A 20,456-nucleotide genomic window follows, 5' to 3' on the forward strand; every position below is an offset into this window, starting at 1 on the left:
CGCGCCTTACCACAGAGCTGGTCATGCCGAGACCACCGATCCGGACGTTTTCCCGTCCCGCACCACGACTTCCCGGTCGGCGAAGCCGGCGACCCGGGGCTCATGAGTGACCAGCACGACGGCGGTGTCGAGTTCCTTCGCCGCGGACACCAGCGCCTTCATCACCCGCTCGCCGGCGAGCGAGTCCAGCGCGCCGGTCGGCTCGTCGGCGAAGATCACCTTGGGCCTGGTGACCAGCGCCCGCGCGACCGCGACCCGCTGTCCCTGCCCGCCGGAAACCTCGCCGGACCGGTTGCCGCCCAACTCGGCGACGTCGAGACGGGACATAGCCTCGACCGCGGCGGCCTCGGCTTTTTTACGGCGCATTCCGCCCAATCGCAACGGAAGCGCCACGTTCTCCAGGCAGGTCAGCTCCGGAACGAGCTGGCCGAACTGAAATACGAACCCGAATTCGGTGCGGCGCAAGAAAGTTCGCTGTTCGTCCGGGAGTGCGTAGAGATCCGCGCCGGCGTAGTTCACCGTCCCTTCGTCCGGGTTGATGATGCCGGCCAGGCAGTGCAGCAGGGTCGATTTCCCCGACCCGGAGGGACCCATCACCGCCACCACCTCACCGCGGTCGATCTCGAATTCCGCGTGGTGGAGTGCCTGGGTCGGGCCGAAGGACTTGGCCAGATTCTGGGCGGAGAGCACGCTCACTTGCCGATCTCCCCCGCCAGGCCATTGCGCAACAGGCGCGCGAGCGTCGCGTACACCTGCCCGTAGTGCAGAGGCCGGTCGTGGGCGAACCGCGCGTCGTAGGCGTGTTTGAACTGGCATCCGTGTCCTAAGTCGTTTTCAAGTAGACCGAGCAAAGTGTGTCCAATCGACATGTCGGAGCACTATACACATGGTGTATAGCATTGGTCTATACACCATGTGTATATGGTCTGACCTGGGCAGAGGCATCTACTCCGCCCGCAACGCGTCCAGCCTGGTCACCGACTTCAGGATGGGCAGCGCGGCCGCGGTGACCACCAGCACCAGCACCAGCGCCGCGACCGCGACGAACGCCACGAAGGTCCCGTTCACCTGCCAGGGCATCGAGTCGTCGATCAGCCGGAGGAGCAACCAGGAGATCCCGAGCCCGCCGGCCACGGCCGTGACCACCCCGACGACCATGGGTACGGCGTTCTGCCACAACAACGACCGTTGCAGCACACCATGGGGAATCCCGGCCGCGCGCAACGCCGCCAGCGGCCGGCGCCGTTCGACGAGTTGACCGGCGGTCATCACGAGCAGGCTGACACCGGCCAGCGAGATCGAGAGCAGGACTCCGGCGTAGAGCAGTCCGTAAAGCGCCGACAGGGTGCCGTCCACGGTGGTCAGCTGCGCGGCGAAGACCGTCGCCCGCCACTGCAAGGGGGCCAACGCAACGAAAAGTCCTTGCAGGGCAGCGGGATCGGCCGTATCGAACTGGACATCGAGCGACGCCTGCAGCCGCGACAAATCGACGGACCCAGCCGCGCCCGGAGTGATCAGGACGTTGTCCAAGGCCCGCCTCGAATCACCCGGGCTGCGTGCGGTGGCGGGCACCGTGAACCGGGCTTGTCCCGCCGAAACCCCTTCGGAAGAGACGAAGTCGTAGGTCTGCCCCGGCCGCACTTGCCCTGAGGCGAAGGTGTCGCCGTCGGTGCAGTCCGGCAGCCCGTACTCCCGTTCCAGCAGTTCGCAAGGCGCGACCACCAGGGGATACCACTCGCTCGGGCCGTTTCCGAGTCCGCCACGGTATTCCAGGTTCGCCGCTCGAACACCCTGCTGTGCGCGGACCCGGGCGGCCACGTCCGGGCCATCGGCAGCCTGGAGGTAAACCGTGGTGCTCGACTCCTCTCGCTGGTGAACCTGGTCGGCCTGCGCCGAACCAAGCAGGACCTGCAGCGTGATCACCCCGGTGAGCACCACGACGATCCCGGCGATCACCCGGCTCGGTGTGCCGCTGTCCAGTTGCAGCCGCCGGATCGCCAGCTGCCACGCGGAAGAACCGCCGCGCAACCGGGAGACCGCCAGTTCGGTGAGCCATGGCACCGCGGTCGGCACCCCGATCATCAGCAGGGCACTGCCCACGAGCACGAACGGCAATTGCTCGCTGGCACCGCTGGTGCCGAACACCTTGACCGACAACAGAAGCAGCAGACCGAGCGCGACGAGCAGCAGGCGCCACCAGCCACGCCGGCGTGCGGTCTTCGCGACCCGCACCACGCCGAGCGGCTCGACGACCACCCGGCGCATGCCGAGCCACGCCGAGCCGACGGTGAGCACCGGCAAGAGCACGAACACCGCCACCACCAGCGGCCAGGCGGGCACGAAATCGCCGGGGAACACGGTGATTCCGGCAAGGTCGACACCGGCCGCGAACGGCCGCGCCACGAGGAAGGCGACGAGCCCGAGCAGTCCGCCCGTCGCCGCGCCCACCAGGGATTCCGCCGCGCCGATCCGGCGGACCTGCCGGGCGCTCGCACCCGCGAGCCGCAGTGCGGAAAGGCGGCGTTCCCGCTCGGCGCCGGCGATCCGGCTCGCGCTCGCGACGAACACCAGGAGCGGGATCACCAGCACGAGAACGGCGAGCGCGCCGAAGAATGTGACCAGGGCCGGCAGCCCCGCCGCGTTCGCCTGCCCGCCGAATCCGGACACCCCGGTGCCGCTGCCCGAACTTCGCAACCCGGTGGCCCCCGCGTAGGCCCGCAGGTCCTTCGGGCCGGCGAGACCATCCGGCGCGATCGTGCCTGCCACTCGCTGGCTGAACCGGGCACGCAGATCCGCGTCCGTGGACAGCCGCGCCGCGAGTGCGGGCGAGACGACCATGTCCCCGGGCGCCGGAATCCCTTGCAGTCCAGGAGGAACCGGCGCGTCGGAAGTGAGCGGCTCGAGATAGGTGATCTTGATCTCCGACCCGTCGTAGACCATGGACTGCTGGTTCTCGTACAGCGGAGCCGCGGCGGCGGTGGAGTTCTGCGGCGTGCGGGCCGTTTCGCGGTCGACGCGGTGAGACAGCGCCGTCGCCGCGGTCGCGAGCAGCAACAGCATGGCCGTGCACAGGCCGATCCCGACGGTGGTCAGGGTCAGGCGCAGCAACGAACTTCGCAGGGTCCGGCCGCCCCCGACAGCCAGCCGGACCCCGAGCGCGATATCGGTCAGCCATCCCGACGGCGCTCCCCGGCGGGTTGGCACGGGCGAACCGCTTGCCATCGGGCCGTTCATGCCGCCATCACCGGGCCACGGGTCTTCCCGTCCCGCACCACGATCTCCCGGTCGGCGTAAGCGGCTACGCGCGGCTCGTGGGTGACCAGCACGACCGCCGCTTCCAGTTCCTTCGCCGCGGTCACCAGCGCCTTCATCACGCGCTCCCCGGCCAGGGAGTCCAGCGCGCCGGTCGGCTCGTCGGCGAAGACGACCTTCGGACCGGTGATCAGCGCCCGCGCGATCGCGACGCGCTGGCCCTGCCCGCCGGAGACCTCGCCCGGCCGCTTGTCGCGCTGGCCCTCGACCTCCAGACGGGCCAATGCCTCGTGCGCCAGTGCCTCGGCCCGCTTGCGCCGGGTTCCGCCCAGCCGCAACGGAAGTGCGACGTTCTCCAGACAGGTCAACTCGGGCACGAGCTGGCCGAACTGAAAGACGAACCCGAATTCGGTGCGGCGCAAGGAAGTTCGCCGTTCGTCCGGTAGCGCGTAGAGATCCGCGCCGGCATAGGTCACCGTTCCCGCATCCGGTTTCACGATGCCGGCCAGGCAGTGCAGCAGGGTCGACTTCCCCGATCCGGAAGGGCCCATCACCGCGACCACCTCGCCGCGGTCGATCTCGAATTCCGCGCCGAGGAGAGCTTGGGTGGGACCGAAGGACTTGGCCAGGTTCCGGGCGGAGAGCACGCTCACTTGCGGACCTCCTCGGCGAGTTCCCCGAGACGCGCCGCGGTCAGCTCGAGCCAGCGAAGGTCCGCTTCGAGATGGAACAGGGCGTGGTCACAGATCAGCGCGTCGGCCAGGTCGCCGTTGAGCTTGCGCTTGGTCAGCTCGCGCATGACCTTCAGGTGCGCGGCGCGCTGGGCGTCGAGCACGTCGGTGGCACTGCGTCCGGACAGCAGCGCCAGCACGACCTTGGTGTACAGCGTGTTCTGCAGGTAAAGCTCTGGCTTTTCCGGTGTGGCAAGCCAGTTTTCGACGTCGGTGACGCCGGCATCGGTGATCGCGTAGCTCTTGCGTTCGGGTCCGCTGCCCGGTTCTGTGCCCGTCTCGGCGACCAGGCCATTGCGCAACAAGCGCGCGAGCGTCGCGTACACCTGCCCGTAGTGCAGGGGCCGGTCGTGCGCGAACTGCTCGTCGTAGGCGCGTTTGAGCTCGTACCCGTGCCGTGGGCCGGTTTCAAGCAGGCCGAGCAAAGTGTGTCCGACTGACATGTCGGAGCACTATACACATGGTGTATAGAATTAGCCTATACACCATGTGTATATAGATTGAGCTGCCCAGACCCGATCAGCGCGTCCGTTGAGGGGCTAGCAGGCGCAGAGTCCGTGTTTCCCCTCCAGGTGACCGCGGGCGCGCGCCGGAGGTCTCGGATTCTTGGAAACACTGCCTAGCAGGCGCAGAGACAGAACGGGTGCCCGGCCGGGTCCGCGTACACGCGGAAGGTCTTGGGGCTGTCGTCGAGCAACTTCGCGCCGAGAGCGAGGGCGCGCTCCTGCCCGGCGTCGAGGTCGGCGACGTAGAAGTCGAGATGCAACTGCTGCGGCACGTCCTGCCCCGGCCACTCCGGCGGGCGGTAGTCCGCCGAGACCAGCTGGAACGCGATCTTCGCACCGTTCGGCCCGCTGATCGTCACCCATTCGTCGTCGCCGTCCGCCGCGGGCTCGGGCCATTCCAGCAGCGCGGCATAGAAGCCGGCCAGCTTCTTCGGCTCCGGGCAGTCGATGGCGACGACACCATAGGTCGGAACGGCGGATTGGTTCATCAGCAAGCCTCCTATCTGTGTGTAACCGGCAAACTGATTATGGGAGTTAGCGCGGGGGGTCGCAACCGCTGTTCGGCTTACCCTGGTTACGTGGACGACCGGCAGCTCGTGGTGGACTTCCTGAACACGCTCGACGTCGAGGAGACCACCGACGTGCTGGCGGAGGCCGCCGGCTGGCGGCGGTGGGCAGCCGAACGCGACCTTCGCGCCGATCCCCTGCCCGCCGCGCGGGCGGCCCGCGACGCACTTCGCGCGGCGGTTGGCGACCCGGACGCCCGGACGGGGCCGCTGCGCGCTCCCGTGCACATCGAGCTCTCCCACGGCCGTCCCGCCCTGGTCCCGGCGAGCGCCGTCGGGGCGGTACTGGCGGCCGCCGCCCGGCTCGCCGTGCTCGGCGAGTGGGACCGGGTCAAGATCTGTCCGGCGGACGACTGCCGGTGGGCCTTCTACGACCAGTCCCGAAACCGATCCCGCACCTGGTGCTCGATGCGGGTGTGTGGGAACCGGGAGAAGGCACGCAACTGGCGCCAGCGCGCCGGCTCACACGGGTGAGTTACCCACAATCCGACCTGTGGACAACTACCACTTCTGTGGATAACCGTGCTCAGCCGCAGCTCAGCGCGTATGCAGTAGACCACAACCGGTGGGGAAAACTGCGTCTTCCCTGTGGACAAGATCAGAACAGCGTTGTTCGAAGACGCTCAGAACAGCAGCTGCGCGACCGTGTAGATGAGCAGGCCCGCGAGCGCACCGACGACGGTGCCGTTGATCCGGATGAACTGGAGGTCACGGCCGACCTGCAGCTCGATCTTGCGCGAGGTCTCCTCGGCGTCCCAGCGCTCCACCGTGTCGGTGATGATCGTGGTGATCTCCCGCGAGTAGTTGATGACCAGGTGCACCGCGACGCCCTCCACCCAGCCGTCCACCTTCGACCGCAGCGCGTCCTCCTCGACCAGGCGCACACCCAGCGACCGCAGCCCCTCACGGACTCGCTGGCGCAGTTCGCTCGATGGGTCCTCCGCCGCCGAGATCAGCATGCCCTTCGCGGTGGTCCACGCCGAGCCGATCAGTCCCTGCACGTCCGGGTGGTCGAGGATCTGCTGCTTGACCGCCTCGGCCCGGGCCATGGTCTCCGGGTCGTTCTGCAGGTCCTGCGCGAACTCCGCGAGGAACTTGTCCAGGGCCAGCCGCATCGGGTGGTTCACGTCCGTCTTGACCGCCCACGCGAAGGACAGCACCTCCCCGTAGACCTTGTCCGCGAGCATCGCGTCGACGAACCGCGGCGACCAGCTCGGCGCGCGCTCGGAGACCACCCGCAGCATGGCGCTGTGGTTGTCGCGGACCCACTCGTAGCAGCGGTCGGCCACCAGGTCCACCAGCTTGTAGTGGGCACCGTCGGCGAACACCTGCCCCAGGAGCTTGCCCAGCGGCGGGCCCCACGGCTGGGCCACGATCCGGCGCACCAGTGCCTGCTCCAGCACCGCCTGCACGTCCTCGTCGCGCAGCACGGTCATCATGCCCTTGACCGCGTTCGCCAGTTCTGAGGTGACCCGCTCGGCGTTGTCCGGCTGGGCGAGCCAGCCACCGAGCCGCCGGGAGATCCCGATCCGCCGCAGCTTGTCGCGCACCACGTCCTCGGACAGGAAGTTGGTGCCCACGAACTCGCTGAGGCTGCCGCCGAGCTGGTCCTTCTTGTTCGGGATGATCGCGGTGTGCGGAATCGGCAGCCGCATCGGATGCCGGAACAGCGCGGTGACCGCGAACCAGTCCGCGAGGGCACCCACCATGCCCGCCTCCGAGGCCGCCTTCAGGTACCCGACCCAGCCGGGCCAGCCCGCCGACTGCGCCCAGCCGCACAGCAGGAACACCACGGTGGCACCGAGTAAGAACGACAGTGCCACCAGCTTCATCTTGCGCAGGCCGCGCCGCTTCGCCTCCTCGTTCGCGAGAACTCCGGGAGGGACGGCGGGCGTCAGTTGCTCCACAAGGCCATTGTCCTCAAGGATCGGGGATTATGCGCGAACCTGCTCTCGTCCCCCGTCTGCGACCTTTCACCTCGACCATCTTCGCCGAGATGACCGCGCTCGCGGTGCGTACCGAAGCGGTCAACCTCGGTCAGGGCTTCCCGGACACCGACGGTCCCGCCGGCATGCTCGACGCCGCCCAGAAGGCGTTGTACGGCGGCCAAAACCAGTACCCGCCGGGGCCGGGACGCCCCGAGCTGCGCGCCGCCGTGGCCCGGCATCGCACCCGCTACGGCCTCGAATACGACCCGGACACCGAGATCCTCATCACGGCGGGAGCCACCGAGGCGATCACGGCGGCCCTGCTCGCGCTCGTCGAGCCCGGCGACGAGGTGATCGTGATCGAGCCCTACTACGACTCGTACGCGGCGGCGGTGGCGATGTCCGGCGCCACTCGGCGGGTGGTCGCGCTGGTCGAAGGCGCGGACGGCCGGTTCGCGCCCGACCTGGCGGGGCTGCGCGCCGCGATCGGCCCGCGCACCCGCGCCATCCTGGTCAACTCGCCGCACAACCCGACCGGCACCGTGTTCACCCGCGACGAGCTCGCCGCGATCGCCGAGTTGTGTGTGGAACACGACCTGATCGCGATCACCGACGAGGTGTACGAGCATCTGGTGTTCGACGACGCCGAGCACCTGCCGCTGGCGACCTTCCCGGGCATGCGCGAGCGGACCGTCTCGGTCTCCAGCGCGGGCAAGACCTTCAACTGCACCGGTTGGAAGATCGGCTGGGTCTGCTCGACGCCGGAACTGGTCGCCGCGGTGAAGGCGACGAAACAGTTCATGACCTTCGTCTCCGGCGGGCCGCTGCAGCCGGCGGTCGCACACGCCCTCGACCATGAGCTGGACTGGGTCGCCGGGCTGCGCGCGTCCTTGGAGGCCAAGCGCGACCGGCTCTCGGCCGGGCTGGCCGAGGCCGGCTTCGCGGTCCGCCCGAGCGCCGGCACCTACTTCGTGTGCGCCGACGTGCGCCCGCTCGGGTTCGCCGACGCGACCGAACTCGCCTGGCGGCTCCCCACGCAGGTGGGCGTTGCCGCCGTTCCGGTGAATGCCTTCACAGATCACCCGATCGGGTGGAAGCACCTGCTGCGCTTCGCTTTCTGTAAGCGCGACGAGGTGCTGGACGAGGCCATCACCCGGCTCCACAAACTCGCCTGAACGCGCGCAAACTCGCAAAGGAACCAGGCCGCCTTCTCGCGAGTTTGCGCGCGACCGCGATCGTGTCGACCGCGCGCTCCTGACGAACTCGGTCAGCTCAGGCATGGTCGTAGCCCTGGGCGACCAGGGCGCGGCGAAGCCGATCGAGAGCGCGGCGCCGCAGCGGGCCGACGCTGCCGGGCGGGATGCCGAGCCTGGCGGCGAGCTGGGTCTGGGTGAGGCCCGGTTCCCCGGCGAGCAGGCGAATCAGCTCCCGGTGGGCCGGTGGCAACCGGGCGACGGCCCGCCAAAGCGCCTGGTCACGTTCGGCGCCGAGCACCGCGAGTTCCGGCGAGGGCAGGCCGGCTGCGGGTTCGGGACCGGCCGCGGGAACCTCGCGGCGCCGGTCGGTCAGCACGCGCAGGGCCTGGCGCCGGGCCGTCGTGCTCAGCCAGCCGCGCAGGCGCGCCGGCTCCCTGAGGTCGGCGAGGTGCTGGCTGAGCTTGCACCAGGTGCTTTGACACACGTCGGAGACATCGGCTTCGCCGAGGCGGTACGTCCGCGCGACGCCCGCCACCAGCGCGGACAGGCCACCGACCAGGATCCGCCAGGCTCGTTGGTCCCCGCCGAGCGCGCGGGAAAGCAATTCCGCGACGTCGGACTCGGTTTCGGTCATTTCACCCCTTTCACTCACGTTCGGCGATTGGGACGCGACGCGGTGCGCACGAGATCCCCAAGGGGCGGAAGTCGCGTAGTTGTACTCAGCGCAAAATCAGCCATTCGGAACAACACACACGGTCACGGAATGTGGCACGATCCGTTGTTGTCACGAACACAGCATTGGGGCGTGGCAACACAGCGTTATCCACTTCTGGTTGGTGACCGGCAAGCCGGTAGGTGTTTTCCGCCGTCCGGGGTGGATCGCGGGCGTGTGAAGTGAAACACTCGCCAGCGGTGCTAGAAAGGTGCTCGACTTTCGACAGCACGCGTGACCTGGTCATATTCCGACAAGATCAACTCAAGGCATGCCCGGCTTCAGTCGTGGCCCGGATGGTGGTGATGGCGGTGAGGGACGCGGGGATCAGTGCCCGCGCCGCGCGCCTGGGCCGGAGAGTGCTTGTCGCGGCCGGTTTCGGCTTCGCCGTCTGGATCATCGGCGCCTTGCTGTCCGGCACAAGCGCCTCGGCCGATGAGGCGCAGCCCGCCGGCGGCCACGACCGGCCCCCACGGCACGACCTCCACGACCTCCCCGGGCCGAACCTGCTCACCAACCTGACGGGCACGCTGACAGACACCCTGACGAACACCCTGACCGGCACGCTGACCAGCCTGGTCGGCACCGTTGGCCAGGTCGCCGGTCAGCTCACCCAGGTCACCCAGGCCGTCGTCGCACCGGTCCAAACCGCGATCGACCTCCCCGGGTCCACGGTCGAGACCTTGCTCCCGCTCGACACCCACACCGAGGTCCCCCTCCCGGGGAAATCCACCTGGTCGCGCCCGGATGAGGGCTCGACCCGCGACGAAGTCCTGGCCCCGCCGCCTCCGCCGCCGCCCCCGCCGCTGCCCGCCCCGGTGCCCGCCCCGATCGTGACCGCCGTCCCGGAACGCCCGAGCAAGCCCCGGAGCGTGACGGACATCCAGTTCACTCAGAGTGTGGCCCGACCCGACAGCAGCACGCACGCACACCAGACGGACCCCGCACCGCCACCGATGCACAGCGGCGACCAAACCATTGGCGTCGCCGCCTCGCACGACGGTGGCGGCGCCGGCAAGCACCCGTTCATCGTGCTCGGCCCACGGCTGATCGGGGCCGACCTCCAGCCCGGTGGCGTGGCCGCCGGGCGGCACATGCCACACCACGGCAAGGACGCCGCACTGCCGACCACCTCGCCGGACTGACCCCGGCTCGCGGGCACGGGTAGACCCGTGCCCAAAACAAGATCAACTTCGGCTGTCTTCCCGATCCGGTCGACCGCGCCTGACCGGACCGGGTCCTGGTCCTGGTGACGCGTTTGTCCCCGCGACGCCGGGGCCGTCGGGGCACGCGCCGGGTACTCCTGCTCACCGCGCCGAGCTAGGAGAGGTCATGGCCCAGATGCGCGAGCCCAGCCGCGGGACCGCCGGCACGTCGAGGGGCGGTGCCGGCCGCGGTCCCGCGGCCACCCGGCGGCCGGCGCACTGGATGAACTCCCTGGAAAAGCAGTCACTCATCCAGCGCGCCGGCCGCCGCTCGGCCGCCCGAACGGTGGCGGCCCCCTGAGATCCGCTCTTGCGACTTGCCGTTTCTGGTGCCTCGGTCCGGCCGCGTATGCCAGCGGCGGTGCGATCGCCTGGGCATCCGCTCCCTCGCCCAGCCACAGCGCCCCTGCGGCGGCTGCAGTTCAACGGACTGGTCGACCGGCATGCGCATCCCGACGCGCCATCAGGGGTCGAGTACGAACTCACCGCTCTGGGCCGGACCTTGCTGGCGCCCATCGAGCTGTCGGCGCCTGGGCCTTCGAGTACAGCGATGACGTCATGGCAGCCCAGGAAGCAGCGTGCCTTCTGGAACCGCCCTAAGGTCTGTATCAATGTCGATCAGCGCCCTTGGTTGATCGCGATTGGTTGATCGCGGCGAGGTGGATGGTGGCTTCGTAGCGGGTGGCGAGTTTGTCGTAGCACGGGGCGACGGTGCTGTGTTCCCCTTCCAGACCCATGTGTTCCCGTTCCAGGAGCTTGTGTTCCCGTTCCAGGAGGTTGTGTTCCGAGCTCAGAAGCCCGTGTCCCTGGTTCAGGAGACGGGTTCGTCGCGCTCGCGGGGAGGCGGGACGGTCCTGGCGGCGTGCCTGGCAATGTTGCCGGGGCAATCCGGCCTTCGGTGTGTGTTCCCAGGCGGGAACTCAAGTGCCCGAACCGGGGACACGCCCGGCTGAGCCCGGAACTCGCGTGCCCGAACCCGGAACACGCCCGGCTGAGCCGGCAACTCGCATGCCCGAACCCGGAACTCAAGTGCCCGAACCGGGGACCCGCCCGGTAGAGCCCGGAACTCGCGCGCCCGAACCGGGAACTCGCGTGCCTGAGCCCGGAACTCGCTTGCCTGAGCCCGGAACTCGCGTGCCTAGACCGGGGACACGCCAGGCGCTGGCGTGTCCCCGGCTGGGGAGGGTGAATTCTGGGTTCGGGGAGGTGAGTTCCGGGTTCGGGGAGGTGAGTTCTGGGTTTGTGACGAGTTGTGGGGTTGGGGAAGAACGCCAAAACGGGCCTGACCCAGCCCAACCGACTTCGACACAGCCCTAGGTGACCACCAACTCCTCGCCTGCGCCGGGCAGCCGCCGTACGGACAGCGCGGCGATCCCGAGGCGGCGGACGGCTTCGGCCAGCAGATCGGTGGTCAGCGAGAACGGCAGTCGCAGCCACCGCTCCAGTCCGCCGTTCACACCGAAGCGCGAGCCGGGCACCACCTGGACGCCGTGCCCGGCCGCGGCCACGGCAAGCCGGGTGCTCATCGGCTCCGGCAGCCGGCACCACAGGGAAAGCCCGCCACCGGGCACCCGGAACTCCCAGTCCGGGCACTGCTCCCGCAACGCGGCGACCAGCGCGTCCCGCTGTGCCCGCACCCACTCCCGGCGTTTGCGCAACGGCTCCGGATCGGTGAGCAACTCCGCCAGGATGAGCTGCTCCAGCACCGGGGAAGAGAGATCCAGCCCGACCCGCGCGGAGGCCAGCCCGGCCAGCGTCTCCTCCGCGGCCCGAATCCAGCCGATCCGCAACCCGCCCCAGTGCGACTTGGAAGCGGTTCCGACGGTGATCGCCCAGTCGCCGGCGAAGGCCGCCATCGGCAACGGCGCCGCCTCGTCCGTGAGGTCCAGCTCGACGAGGGTTTCGTCGAACACCGTCGGCGTGTGGGCACGTGCCAGCACCGCCCCGAGACGCTCCCGGCCGGCGTTGTCCAGCCGCCAGCCGGTCGGGTTCTGGAAGTCGACGTTCAGGCAGGCCAGCCGGGGCGATGCCTGGCGCAGCGCGGCGTCGATGCCGGCGAAGTCCCAGCCGTGGGGGCCGATGGCCACCGGGACCGGTAGCGCGTGCGCCGCCCGCACCGCTTCGAGCGTGTTGGGGTACGTCGGCTGCTCGACGAGAACCCGGTCGCCCGGCCCGGTGAGCATCCGCAGCGTCAGGGCGAACGCGTGCTGGGCGCCGTTGGTGATCATGATCTGGCCCGGGGTGGTCGGCAGCCCGCGCTCGGTGTACCGCCGGGCGATGCGTTCGCGCAGGACCGGCAGGCCACGGTCGACGTAACCGCTGCCGCCGAGTTCGTCGGCCAGCGACCGCCGGGCGGCGTCGACCGCGGCCATCATGCCCGCGATCGCCGGGGGCGCGGCCCGGGCCAAGTCGATCATCATCGCGCTCTCCGGCATCGCGGGTTCGAGCTCACGGCCGGCCGGTGAGGTGACCCAGGTGCCCGCGCCACGGCGGCTGACCGCCAGGCCGCTTTCGCGTAGCCGCTCCAGCGCCGCGACGACCAGGGTGCGGCTGGCGCCCAACTCGGCGGCCAGCTCCCGTTCCGCGGGCAGCCGGGTGCCGGCCGGGAGTTGGCCGTCGAGGACCTGCAACTCGATCGCGGCGGCCAGATCGGCCGCGCCCTGCCGCGACCCGGCCCGTCGCCAGGCGCCCAACAGTAGGGCCAATCGCTTCGCGGAGATGTGTCCAGTCGACATCACAAGTCCAATAGTTGCAGATTGGCCATGGATTTGCAGGCCAATTGCGCTAACACTGGACCGGTGACCTTGCTCTGTTCTTCAAAGACACGCGATCGACGAACGCGCCTTCCACTCGCCGAATCACGAACACGGACTTTTGCATGACCTCGCTCGATCTTCGGCCGGTGCCGGTCTCCGTCCGCCCCGCCCGCCGCCTTCCCCAGATCGTGTCCGGCCTCGCGCTGTACGGCGCCAGCATGGCGATGCTGACCCGGTCGGGGCTCGGTCTCGACCCCTGGGACGTGCTGCACGAGGGCATCGCGAAGCGGACCGTGTTGAGCTTCGGCACCGTGGTGGCGATCGCCTCGGTCGCCGTCCTTCTGGCGTGGATCCCGCTGCGGCAGCGGCCCGGTCTTGGCACCGTGCTGAACGTGATCATGGTCTCGATCACGGTCGATCTCGTGCGTGCGGTGCTCCCGCCGCAGCACGAGCTCGCCTGGCAGCTCACGCTGATGATCGGCGGGATCGTGCTCAACGGACTGGCCACCGCGGTCTACGTGGGCGCCCGGCTGGGACCCGGCCCGCGGGACGGGCTGATGACCGGGCTCTCGGCCCGCACCGGCCGTTCGGTACGACTCGTCCGCACCGGGATCGAACTCGTGGTGCTCGCGGCGGGCTGGCTGCTCGGCGGCACGGTCGGCGCCGGGACCGTGCTCTACGCGCTGGCCATCGGCCCGCTCACCCAGGCGTTCCTCCCGCTGGTCACGTTCCGCCGGCCGAGCGCTCCGGGACGGTCAGGCGTCTGAGGACACGAGCACCTGGCGCAGGCGAGGAGCGTCGACGTCGAAGCGGGCCAGCACGTCGGCGGCCGGACCACGCTGGGCGGCGAGCGCGAGCAGGATGTGCTCCGAGCCGAGCTGCCGCACACCGAGATCGATGACCTCCGCAAGGCAAACCTGAAGCGTTCGCTTCGACTCGTCGGCGAACGGAAGGTGCCGCCGCCTGGACCGACGATCAGGCTTCCCGCCGAGCGCTTCGGGCCCGTAGCCCTGCTCGATCCGCTCGATGATCAGGTCGACGTCGATGCCGAACTCCTGCAGCGCCTCGGCGTCGGCCTCGGTGATCCCGCCCCGCCGTCGCACCCGGCCCGCCTCCGCGGCGAGATCTTCCCGGGACACGCCTAACTCGGTGAGGACGCGAGCCGCCCCGCTCTGGGGAAAACGCAGCAATGCGACCAGGATGTGCAGCGGCGTGATCTCCGTGGCGTCGACCTCCTGTGCGTCACGCGAAGCTTCGACGACGACGGCCCGCGCGTCCGGTGTGAACTTCTCGAACATCAGTTTCTCCCGTACTTCTTGTGCACGGCCTGCCGGCTGACGCCGAGCTCCGCCGCGATCTCCTGCCAGGACCAGCCATGAACCCGGGCACTACGCACCTGAACCGCCTCGAGCTGCTCGAGCAGCCGGCGCAATGCGGCGACGGCACGCAGCCCGACCCGGGGGTCCCGGTCGCCCGCCCGGGCGGCCAGATTGGTTGCTTCGGTCATGCTGTCAACTTAGGTTGACATCGCCGCTCTGTCAACCATGGTTGACAGGATCTAGGGTCGGGAAGTGCCGGAGATCCACGTCGCCGAACGGGCCGGGGTAGGCCCCGACGGGAAACCAAGACCGAGCGAGGACCATGTGGTGGTCCTGGAAAACGCCGCGCTGGTGCTGGACGGAGCCACGTCGTCGCGCCTCGATCTGCCCTCGGGGGGCTGGTACGCGGGCCACCTCGCCGAACGCCTCGCGGCGCGCCTGCACGAGAGCCCCGGCGCCGACCTGGCCGCAGTGCTCGCCGGTGCCATCGCCGAGGTCGCCGCGAAGCACGACCTGAAGCCCGGCGCCGCACCGTCGAGCACGGTCGCCATGCTGCGCTGGACGGCGGACCGCGTCGACGGACTCGTGCTCGCCGACAGTCCAATCGTCGCGTTTGGACAGTCCGGACCCAGCGTGCTCGCCGACGACCGGCTGGCAACCTTGCGGCGCAAGGGAAGGCTGTCCAGCGAAGCGCGGGTCCGTGCGCTACGTAACACAGAGGACGGCTTCTGGGTGGCGGAAGCCGACCCGACGGCGGCCCGGCATGCAGTTCGCCGAAGCTGGCCGCGCAACGAGGTCGACACCGTTCTGCTGGCCACCGACGGGGTCGCCGTCGCCGTCGACGACTACCGCATCCTGGACTGGTCACAGCTGCTGGAAATCGGTCGCACGCAAGGACTTTCCGCCGTCCTGGACACCGTGCGCGCCGCCGAGGCCGGCGATCCCGGCTGCCTGCGCTGGCCCCGCGCCAAGCCGCACGACGACCAGGCCCTGATCATGGTGGACTTCCGCTAAAGACTGTTTCGAAGTGGTTTGCGTGGCGGTGCCGGTAGCGGACGTCCCACCGCAAGCGGCTCGGCCGCTTTGAAACACCACCCAGTACGTGTCCGTCCGCACACACCCTCGGAACAACAGGGAAAGATCAGGGAGTTTCCCGGATCACCGGTGAGCCCGCGCCAGACAGGCTCAGCGCATGGGGATTTCGCAGCAAGAACGCAACAGAGCCGCCACGAAATTCTGGCTGTTCGCCGCCGCCGCGGCCATCTGCTGGGCGGTTGTGACCATGGCCATCCTGCTCGTGGTCAGCTCGCACGATCCGCTCTTCGACACGCTGTCCAGCTACGCCTTCACCGATCACGGCGACGGAATGCTGGCGAAGAGCATTCTGTCACTCGCCGCCGGCTCGCTCGCCCTGCTCATCGCGCTGCGCGCCGCCGGAATCGTGATCTCCCGCACCAGTTTCGTGCTGTTCGGCACCTGGTCGCTCGGATTGGTCGTCGCCGCGCTTTTCCCGGCCAGCTATCCCGAGCACCCCAATGCCTTCAGCGGCGTAGTCCACCAGTATTCGGCCGTGCTCGCACTGGTCAGCCTGCCCGTGCTCGGCTGCTCGCTGCTCAGCCGGTTTTCCGACATGCCGCTCACGTGGCTCACCGTGGCCGCCGGAGGCGGCCTGTTGATGTTCGCGATCAGTTTGCTCTGGCCGTCGCTGATCCCGTTCGGCATCGTTCAGCGAGCAGCACTGGCGGTAGACGTGGCCCTGCTCGGACGCCTGCTGATGCTGGTCCGTTCCCGGGTGCGCAACCAGCCGGTCAGCAGCGGCCTCCTGGCCCAGGGCGGTCTCAAGCAGTGAGCCGGAAAACGGGAAAATTGGGGGCGACGTCGCGAACCGTCTCGTCGGGCGAGTCGGCCTTCAAGCCCTCGAAGAATCGCCCGACCTCCCATGCCCACTTCTCGAGGTAGGTACGCAGCACCGGCATCTTCTCGTCGTCGGAAAGTTCGACGGCGTGGAAGGTCTCGCAACGCCGGCCGAGCCGCAGTTGCCCTTCCCCGGCGACCCGGAGGTTACGCACCCACTGCGTGTGGCCGCGCGGGGCGACCAGATACCGCTCACCGTCGACGACCAGCAGGTTCACCGGGGTGGACCGCAGTTCGCCGGACTTGCGCCCGCGGACGTAGAGCATCCGGGTGCCCAGCAGGCTGACGCCATGCTTGGCCAGCCAGCCGACCGCGCGGTGGAAGACGTTCTCGCCCTTGCCCGACCTGACGTAGCGAAGCTCGTTCATGATCTTCTCCTTTTCGAGAGCACTGATCTCATTTGAGACCAGTGAACACGAGGGTGGAGGCGAAGTCAAGAGCAGTGCTCTCGAATTTGTCTATCGATCTGATTCCTGGCACCATGGCTGCATGAGCGCGATCCGAACCGCCCGAGACCGGGCCCGCGCCGAGCTGACCCGAGAGATCAAGGACGAAGCCCGCCGCCAGCTTGCCGAGGTCGGCGCGCACGGGCTGTCTCTCCGCGCGGTTTCGCGCGAGCTGGGCATGGTGTCCTCAGCCCTGTACCGGTACTTCCCGAGTCGCGATCACCTGCTGACCGCGCTGATCGTGGACGCGTACAACGCCATCGGCGAAGCCGTCGAGACCGCCGACCCCGGTCCCGATACACCGTCCCGGCAGCGCTGGAAGCGCGTATGGCACGCCACCCGCGCCTGGGCGCGCGAGCACCCGCACGAGTATTCCCTGATCTACGGTTCACCGGTGCCCGGCTACCAGGCGCCGGCGGACACCATCGCCCCGGCCGGGCGCGTCGCCATGGTGCTGTTGCGGGTCGCGGGCTCCGGCCCGCTGAAACCACCGCCCAGCCCGCCGCTGCCGCCGGAGCTGCGCGAGCAGGCCAGGCAGCTGATCGACACGCTGGGTCTGCGGGGCACCGAAGCGGACATGGCCCGGCTGATCATCGCCTGGACACAGCTGTACGGCGCGATCAGCTTCGAGTTGTACGGCCAGTACACGAACGTGGTCGAACCGGCCGACGCGTTCTTCGCCTACCTGACCGAGCACATGGCCAACTTCGTCGGGTTGCCGGGCGAGGCCGAGTAGGCGGTCAACCCGGCTCCCCGCGACGCTTGCGATGCACGACCCAGGCCAGGTCGGCGACGCAACCGCCGGCGACGACCGACAGCAGGATGGTCTCCCACCAGATTCCGTAGTGCGCGAACAGAATCGCCGCGCCGACGCACAACAGCACCGACAGGGCGGCGAGCCAGATCCGCAGGGTCAGCGCGCTGTAGGCGGGGGCCGCGCCACCGTAACCCGAGGTGGGGTCGTGATAGCCGGGCAAGCCCCGTTCGTACTCTTCACGACTCCTCTTCATGCCTGAGTAGTACCCGCCAAGCGGTGAAAGCGAACGCCGACGTGTCGCTGAAGACCGGCATTGGCGTGCAGACTGGATTGATGAGTCACCCGAGCAGCCGGACGGACCGGCACCTGCAGGTCGTGCCGGACCGGCCGGTGCGCCGGCCGGATCCGGTCGCGGTGGGCCGAGACCTGCTCGGCCGGGTGGACCCGTGGGACGCGGAGAGGGCGGCAGCGTCGTATCTCGCCGACGCCGAAGGCGCGGGCCGGCTCCCGCGAGTGTGGACCGACGACATCCCGGCGCTGGAACGGGCCGCGAGCAGAGGCGCGCTGGCGATGCTGCTGGCGGTCGGCTCCGTCGCCGGCGACGAGCGCGGTGAACCGGCATCGGCCGCGGCGGGCCGGCTCACCGCGGCCGGGGTCCGGCCGCCGCCCTGGGCCGGCGAACTGTCCCATCCGATCGAGGCCCTGGACGCCTGGCGGCTGTGTTGGGCCGACGGGCTGACGAGCGCGCTGAACTGCACCTTCCACCGCGCGGCGCGGTCGCACTCGCTGGTCGTGCTCGTCGATCATCTCGACGGCGACATCGCCACCGACATCCTCGAGTTCGACGACAGCGGGCTGGCCGAGACCATCGGCAGACTTGCCGCCCGTGGCCAGGTCACCCTCGAAACGCCCGGCCAGGCCGTCGTCCGCGCCGACATGGAACAAGCCCTGCGCACGCGCGCCGAGCGCGACCGGACCGGGGTGGGGTGCCGGTCGCTGGGTGCGGAGATCACCGGCGGCGAGGTGCCCGGCTTCCCCGCGATGACCTGGCTGTTGCGTGCCCGGCTGCCGCACATGGGCACCCGCTACGCCCCGCGTCCCAACCTGTCGTTGTTATCGGGTGAGTCCATTAAGGACTAGCGACTTGTCCACAATGGCCGGTTGACGAGCCGGCGTCGCAAATGCGCAACTCACCGCATTGAACCGGTAACTCAGTTGCCTGAACCCGGAACTCGCCTGCCCCATTCGGGTGGGCAATTTTCTGTTGCTCACCTGCGCTACCTGTCGCGGCAGGTTGCGACCATGGAATTTCCACAGTTCAGCACAGTTCTACTTTCTCCGCGTGCCCATTAGTAATTTCGACCCCGGCGACACACCGGGATACATCTATGAACGGATGGCGGACCACATCGCCACCCGGATCAATGCGGGCGAACTCGCGCCGCACAAACCGTTGCCGGCCGAGCGCCGGCTCGCGGAGGAGTATGGGGTTTCCCTGGGCACCGCCCGCCGGGCGACCGAACTCCTGCGCGAGCGTGGGCTCGTCGTGACGCTTCGTTCCAAGGGAACGTTCGTCGCCGATGTCAGAGGAGAGAAGAAATGTTACCCACCCACCGGTGAATCCACCGGGCAACCGGAAAGCGACCCGTGGGGCGGTGAACCGCCCCTGATCGCCTGAGGAAGCCGAAGGTCACCTCACGGCGCACGCGCCGCCGGGTGACCTTTGGCCACAGCCTATCCGCCGAACTCTTTCCGGTGCAGGTCGCGGACTTTCTCCTCGATCCCGGCCACCCGCTCGAGGAGTTCACGCAACAGGTCCCGGGTGCCGCCGGCCCCGTTCGACGAGTCGTCGGGCGCCTGGAATTCGGGCGGCGGTTGCCCGCTCTTGACGGCATCGAGATGGTCCGCGTGCCATTCCAGCGCGGTGGACAACGCACGCAGAGTGCGCTTGCCGCGCCGGCGTTGCACGGTGTTGTATTCAAGTTCTCGTATGGTGGCGGGCGCGATGTTCGAGCGACGGGCCAGTTCTTCCTGAAGGAGGTCGAGTTCGAGCATGCGATCGCGAATTGCCTTCGCCACCGCCGCCCAGTCCGGCTCCGCCACGGTCCACCCCTTCGCTTCCGACGAGCTGAACAATCGCCAATTTTGGCCCGCGCGAGTAAGAGTCATGGTATCGCGGCGGACCGAGATCTGCGCCGAAAATCGCCCGCGACGGACGGTGAACCCACGAAAGAGTGACTAAATTCGTGGACCGCGCCTCACCCGGGAACGAGGATCGTGCGCGACTCTCCTTCCCTTTCCGCGGTATCCGAGTAAAGATCCAGGGAGAACGGAAAAGTCGGCACACGCGTCTATTGTCTGGGGGCGGAGGTGGACGATGCTGCGAGCCGTGATGAGTGAGATTGCCAGCGTAGTGACGCATCTGGCGCGTTACCCCACCGCGGTCGGTCGTCGGTGGACGATCGCGGCCCCCGCACCTCCCACCGTGCTCGAACGGCCGCTGGTGGTGTTACCGGGACTCGCCGACAACGCCGCCATCTTCACCGAGCTCCGGCGCGCCCTGCCCGGACCGGTCGTGTCGTTCGGATACAGCCCGCTGATCGGTGACGTACGGGTGGCGGCGGGCCAGCTCGCCGAGCAGATCGAAGAGCTGTGCGCGGTCGCCGGAGTGTCCACGGTGGACGTGGTCGGGCACAGCCTCGGTGGCCTGATCGCGCGGTATTACGTGCAACGCCTCGGCGGACACCGCCGCGTGCACCACACGGTGACGATCGCGACGCCACACCGTGGAACCGTGACGGCCTGGCTGCTGTCGCCGCTACCGCTGGTCCGCCAGCTGCGGCCGGGCAGCGATCTGTTCGAAGAGCTGACCGAGCCGGCGCCGGAGTGCACCGCCCGGTTCGTGACGTTCTCCAGCACCGCCGACGCGCTGATCCTGCCGGCTCGCAACGCCCAGCTCGAACATCCCGACCTGACCGTGCGCAACGTGGTGATCGCCGACGTGGGCCACCTGGCGCTGGCCGCGGACCGGGACGTTATCGCGGAGATCCGTGCGCTGCTCGTACCGGAGTCGCCGGCCGAGGAACTGCGCAGCGCTACCACCGTGCCCCGCTCCGCCTGAAACGCATAACGCTGCTGGCTTCGAGGGCATCCGCACCAGCACACCGC

Annotated in this window: 25 protein-coding genes and 1 pseudogene; 12 read left to right on the top strand and 14 right to left on the bottom strand. The window is 69.0% G+C overall.

The annotated features are described in order from the left end of the window. Positions 1–21: 21 nt before the first annotated feature. The 6 genes and pseudogenes from A3CU_RS0104050 to A3CU_RS0104075 form a co-directional block, all read right to left on the bottom strand. Complete coding sequence (locus tag A3CU_RS0104050; RefSeq protein ID WP_027941185.1) at positions 22–696, bottom strand: ABC transporter ATP-binding protein; 675 nt, start codon at positions 694–696, stop codon at positions 22–24. A gap of 2 nt (positions 697–698) precedes the next feature. Beyond that, positions 699–869: pseudogene (locus A3CU_RS50865) on the bottom strand (PadR family transcriptional regulator); the annotation flags it as partial. 76 nt (positions 870–945) lie between these two features. Continuing rightward, positions 946–3,222, bottom strand: coding sequence for an FtsX-like permease family protein (locus A3CU_RS0104060; protein WP_052371426.1), 2,277 nt, complete (start codon positions 3,220–3,222; stop codon positions 946–948). An 8-nt stretch (positions 3,223–3,230) separates the two neighbouring features. After that, positions 3,231–3,905 (bottom strand): ABC transporter ATP-binding protein, encoded by a 675-nt coding sequence (locus A3CU_RS0104065; protein WP_027941187.1) that lies wholly within the window; start codon positions 3,903–3,905, stop codon positions 3,231–3,233. Continuing rightward, a complete protein-coding gene (locus A3CU_RS0104070) occupies positions 3,902–4,426 on the bottom strand; it encodes a PadR family transcriptional regulator (protein WP_027941188.1) in 525 nt (174 codons plus the stop codon). Before A3CU_RS0104070 ends, A3CU_RS0104065 begins: the two co-directional genes overlap by 4 nt. Before the next feature lie 176 nt (positions 4,427–4,602). Next, positions 4,603–4,977: a VOC family protein gene (locus A3CU_RS0104075; protein WP_043840584.1), complete on the bottom strand. Its 375-nt coding sequence runs from the start codon at positions 4,975–4,977 to the stop codon at positions 4,603–4,605. 39 nt (positions 4,978–5,016) lie between these two features. On the opposite strand from A3CU_RS0104075, the gene A3CU_RS0104080 reads away from it, so the two are divergent. Further along, positions 5,017–5,529 carry a CGNR zinc finger domain-containing protein gene (locus A3CU_RS0104080; protein WP_084143076.1) on the top strand — a complete coding sequence of 171 codons (513 nt, stop codon included), beginning with the start codon at positions 5,017–5,019 and terminating at the stop codon, positions 5,527–5,529. A 149-nt stretch (positions 5,530–5,678) separates the two neighbouring features. Here the strand turns inward: A3CU_RS0104080 and A3CU_RS0104085 are convergent, their stop codons facing one another. After that, entirely contained in the window at positions 5,679–6,962 is a 1,284-nt protein-coding gene (locus A3CU_RS0104085; RefSeq protein WP_027941191.1) for a DUF445 domain-containing protein, read from the bottom strand. A 29-nt stretch (positions 6,963–6,991) separates the two neighbouring features. On the opposite strand from A3CU_RS0104085, the gene A3CU_RS0104090 reads away from it, so the two are divergent. Beyond that, positions 6,992–8,158, top strand: coding sequence for a pyridoxal phosphate-dependent aminotransferase (locus tag A3CU_RS0104090; RefSeq protein ID WP_027941192.1), 1,167 nt, complete (start codon positions 6,992–6,994; stop codon positions 8,156–8,158). Positions 8,159–8,255: 97 nt separating this feature from the next. Here the strand turns inward: A3CU_RS0104090 and A3CU_RS0104095 are convergent, their stop codons facing one another. Beyond that, positions 8,256–8,813, bottom strand: a complete 558-nt coding sequence (locus A3CU_RS0104095; protein WP_027941193.1) for an RNA polymerase sigma factor — start codon at positions 8,811–8,813, stop codon at positions 8,256–8,258. Positions 8,814–9,196: 383 nt separating this feature from the next. On the opposite strand from A3CU_RS0104095, the gene A3CU_RS0104100 reads away from it, so the two are divergent. From A3CU_RS0104100 to A3CU_RS50870, 3 genes are all read left to right on the top strand, one after another. Further along, complete coding sequence (locus tag A3CU_RS0104100; RefSeq protein WP_156960217.1) at positions 9,197–10,036, top strand: hypothetical protein; 840 nt, start codon at positions 9,197–9,199, stop codon at positions 10,034–10,036. Positions 10,037–10,223: 187 nt separating this feature from the next. Then, entirely contained in the window at positions 10,224–10,397 is a 174-nt protein-coding gene (locus A3CU_RS52185) for a hypothetical protein (protein WP_156960218.1), read from the top strand. 48 nt (positions 10,398–10,445) lie between these two features. Continuing rightward, positions 10,446–10,745, top strand: a complete 300-nt coding sequence (locus A3CU_RS50870; RefSeq protein ID WP_211246333.1) for a winged helix-turn-helix transcriptional regulator — start codon at positions 10,446–10,448, stop codon at positions 10,743–10,745. Positions 10,746–11,409: 664 nt separating this feature from the next. Here A3CU_RS50870 and yczR read toward each other — a convergent pair. Then, the gene (gene yczR, locus A3CU_RS0104115) at positions 11,410–12,831 is read right to left on the bottom strand and encodes a MocR-like transcription factor YczR (protein ID WP_211246334.1); all 1,422 of its coding nucleotides are present in this window, start codon (positions 12,829–12,831) and stop codon (positions 11,410–11,412) included. Between the two features lie 143 nt (positions 12,832–12,974). Between yczR and yczE the strand changes: the two genes are divergently transcribed. After that, the gene (gene yczE, locus A3CU_RS0104120) at positions 12,975–13,619 is read left to right on the top strand and encodes a membrane protein YczE (protein ID WP_027941196.1); all 645 of its coding nucleotides are present in this window, start codon (positions 12,975–12,977) and stop codon (positions 13,617–13,619) included. Here yczE and A3CU_RS0104125 read toward each other — a convergent pair. Further along, complete coding sequence (locus A3CU_RS0104125) at positions 13,608–14,150, bottom strand: Clp protease N-terminal domain-containing protein (RefSeq protein WP_027941197.1); 543 nt, start codon at positions 14,148–14,150, stop codon at positions 13,608–13,610. The genes yczE and A3CU_RS0104125 overlap by 12 nt on opposite strands. Then, a complete protein-coding gene (locus A3CU_RS0104130; RefSeq protein ID WP_027941198.1) occupies positions 14,150–14,359 on the bottom strand; it encodes a sigma factor-like helix-turn-helix DNA-binding protein in 210 nt (69 codons plus the stop codon). Before A3CU_RS0104130 ends, A3CU_RS0104125 begins: the two co-directional genes overlap by 1 nt. A 64-nt stretch (positions 14,360–14,423) precedes the next feature. On the opposite strand from A3CU_RS0104130, the gene A3CU_RS0104135 reads away from it, so the two are divergent. Together A3CU_RS0104135 and A3CU_RS0104140 are read left to right on the top strand one after the other, a co-directional pair. Then, positions 14,424–15,185, top strand: a complete 762-nt coding sequence (locus A3CU_RS0104135) for a protein phosphatase 2C domain-containing protein (protein ID WP_027941199.1) — start codon at positions 14,424–14,426, stop codon at positions 15,183–15,185. Between the two features lie 178 nt (positions 15,186–15,363). After that, positions 15,364–16,020, top strand: a complete 657-nt coding sequence (locus A3CU_RS0104140; RefSeq protein ID WP_052371427.1) for a DUF998 domain-containing protein — start codon at positions 15,364–15,366, stop codon at positions 16,018–16,020. On the opposite strand, the gene A3CU_RS0104145 is transcribed toward A3CU_RS0104140, so the two are convergent. Then, the gene (locus A3CU_RS0104145; RefSeq protein WP_027941201.1) at positions 16,010–16,453 is read right to left on the bottom strand and encodes a nitroreductase family deazaflavin-dependent oxidoreductase; all 444 of its coding nucleotides are present in this window, start codon (positions 16,451–16,453) and stop codon (positions 16,010–16,012) included. The genes A3CU_RS0104140 and A3CU_RS0104145 overlap by 11 nt on opposite strands. 121 nt (positions 16,454–16,574) lie before the next feature. On the opposite strand from A3CU_RS0104145, the gene A3CU_RS0104150 reads away from it, so the two are divergent. Next, positions 16,575–17,267: a TetR/AcrR family transcriptional regulator gene (locus A3CU_RS0104150; protein ID WP_027941202.1), complete on the top strand. Its 693-nt coding sequence runs from the start codon at positions 16,575–16,577 to the stop codon at positions 17,265–17,267. Positions 17,268–17,271: 4 nt separating this feature from the next. On the opposite strand, the gene A3CU_RS0104155 is transcribed toward A3CU_RS0104150, so the two are convergent. Next, positions 17,272–17,541, bottom strand: a complete 270-nt coding sequence (locus A3CU_RS0104155) for a hypothetical protein (protein WP_027941203.1) — start codon at positions 17,539–17,541, stop codon at positions 17,272–17,274. Positions 17,542–17,621: 80 nt separating this feature from the next. Here A3CU_RS0104155 and A3CU_RS0104160 point away from each other — a divergent pair, with 80 nt between their 5' ends. Both A3CU_RS0104160 and A3CU_RS43370 read left to right on the top strand, forming a co-directional pair. Continuing rightward, positions 17,622–18,428: a hypothetical protein gene (locus tag A3CU_RS0104160; RefSeq protein WP_156960219.1), complete on the top strand. Its 807-nt coding sequence runs from the start codon at positions 17,622–17,624 to the stop codon at positions 18,426–18,428. 202 nt (positions 18,429–18,630) lie between these two features. Continuing rightward, positions 18,631–18,966 (top strand): GntR family transcriptional regulator, encoded by a 336-nt coding sequence (locus tag A3CU_RS43370; RefSeq protein ID WP_425388220.1) that lies wholly within the window; start codon positions 18,631–18,633, stop codon positions 18,964–18,966. Positions 18,967–19,022: 56 nt separating this feature from the next. On the opposite strand, the gene A3CU_RS43375 is transcribed toward A3CU_RS43370, so the two are convergent. Then, positions 19,023–19,391, bottom strand: a complete 369-nt coding sequence (locus tag A3CU_RS43375; RefSeq protein WP_043840624.1) for a hypothetical protein — start codon at positions 19,389–19,391, stop codon at positions 19,023–19,025. A gap of 289 nt (positions 19,392–19,680) precedes the next feature. On the opposite strand from A3CU_RS43375, the gene A3CU_RS43380 reads away from it, so the two are divergent. Then, positions 19,681–20,409, top strand: coding sequence for an alpha/beta fold hydrolase (locus tag A3CU_RS43380; protein WP_245616867.1), 729 nt, complete (start codon positions 19,681–19,683; stop codon positions 20,407–20,409). The last annotated feature ends 47 nt before the right edge of the window (positions 20,410–20,456 follow it).

It is taken from the genome of Amycolatopsis taiwanensis DSM 45107 (assembly GCF_000519205.1).
Lineage (GTDB): Bacteria > Actinomycetota > Actinomycetes > Mycobacteriales > Pseudonocardiaceae > Amycolatopsis_E > Amycolatopsis_E taiwanensis.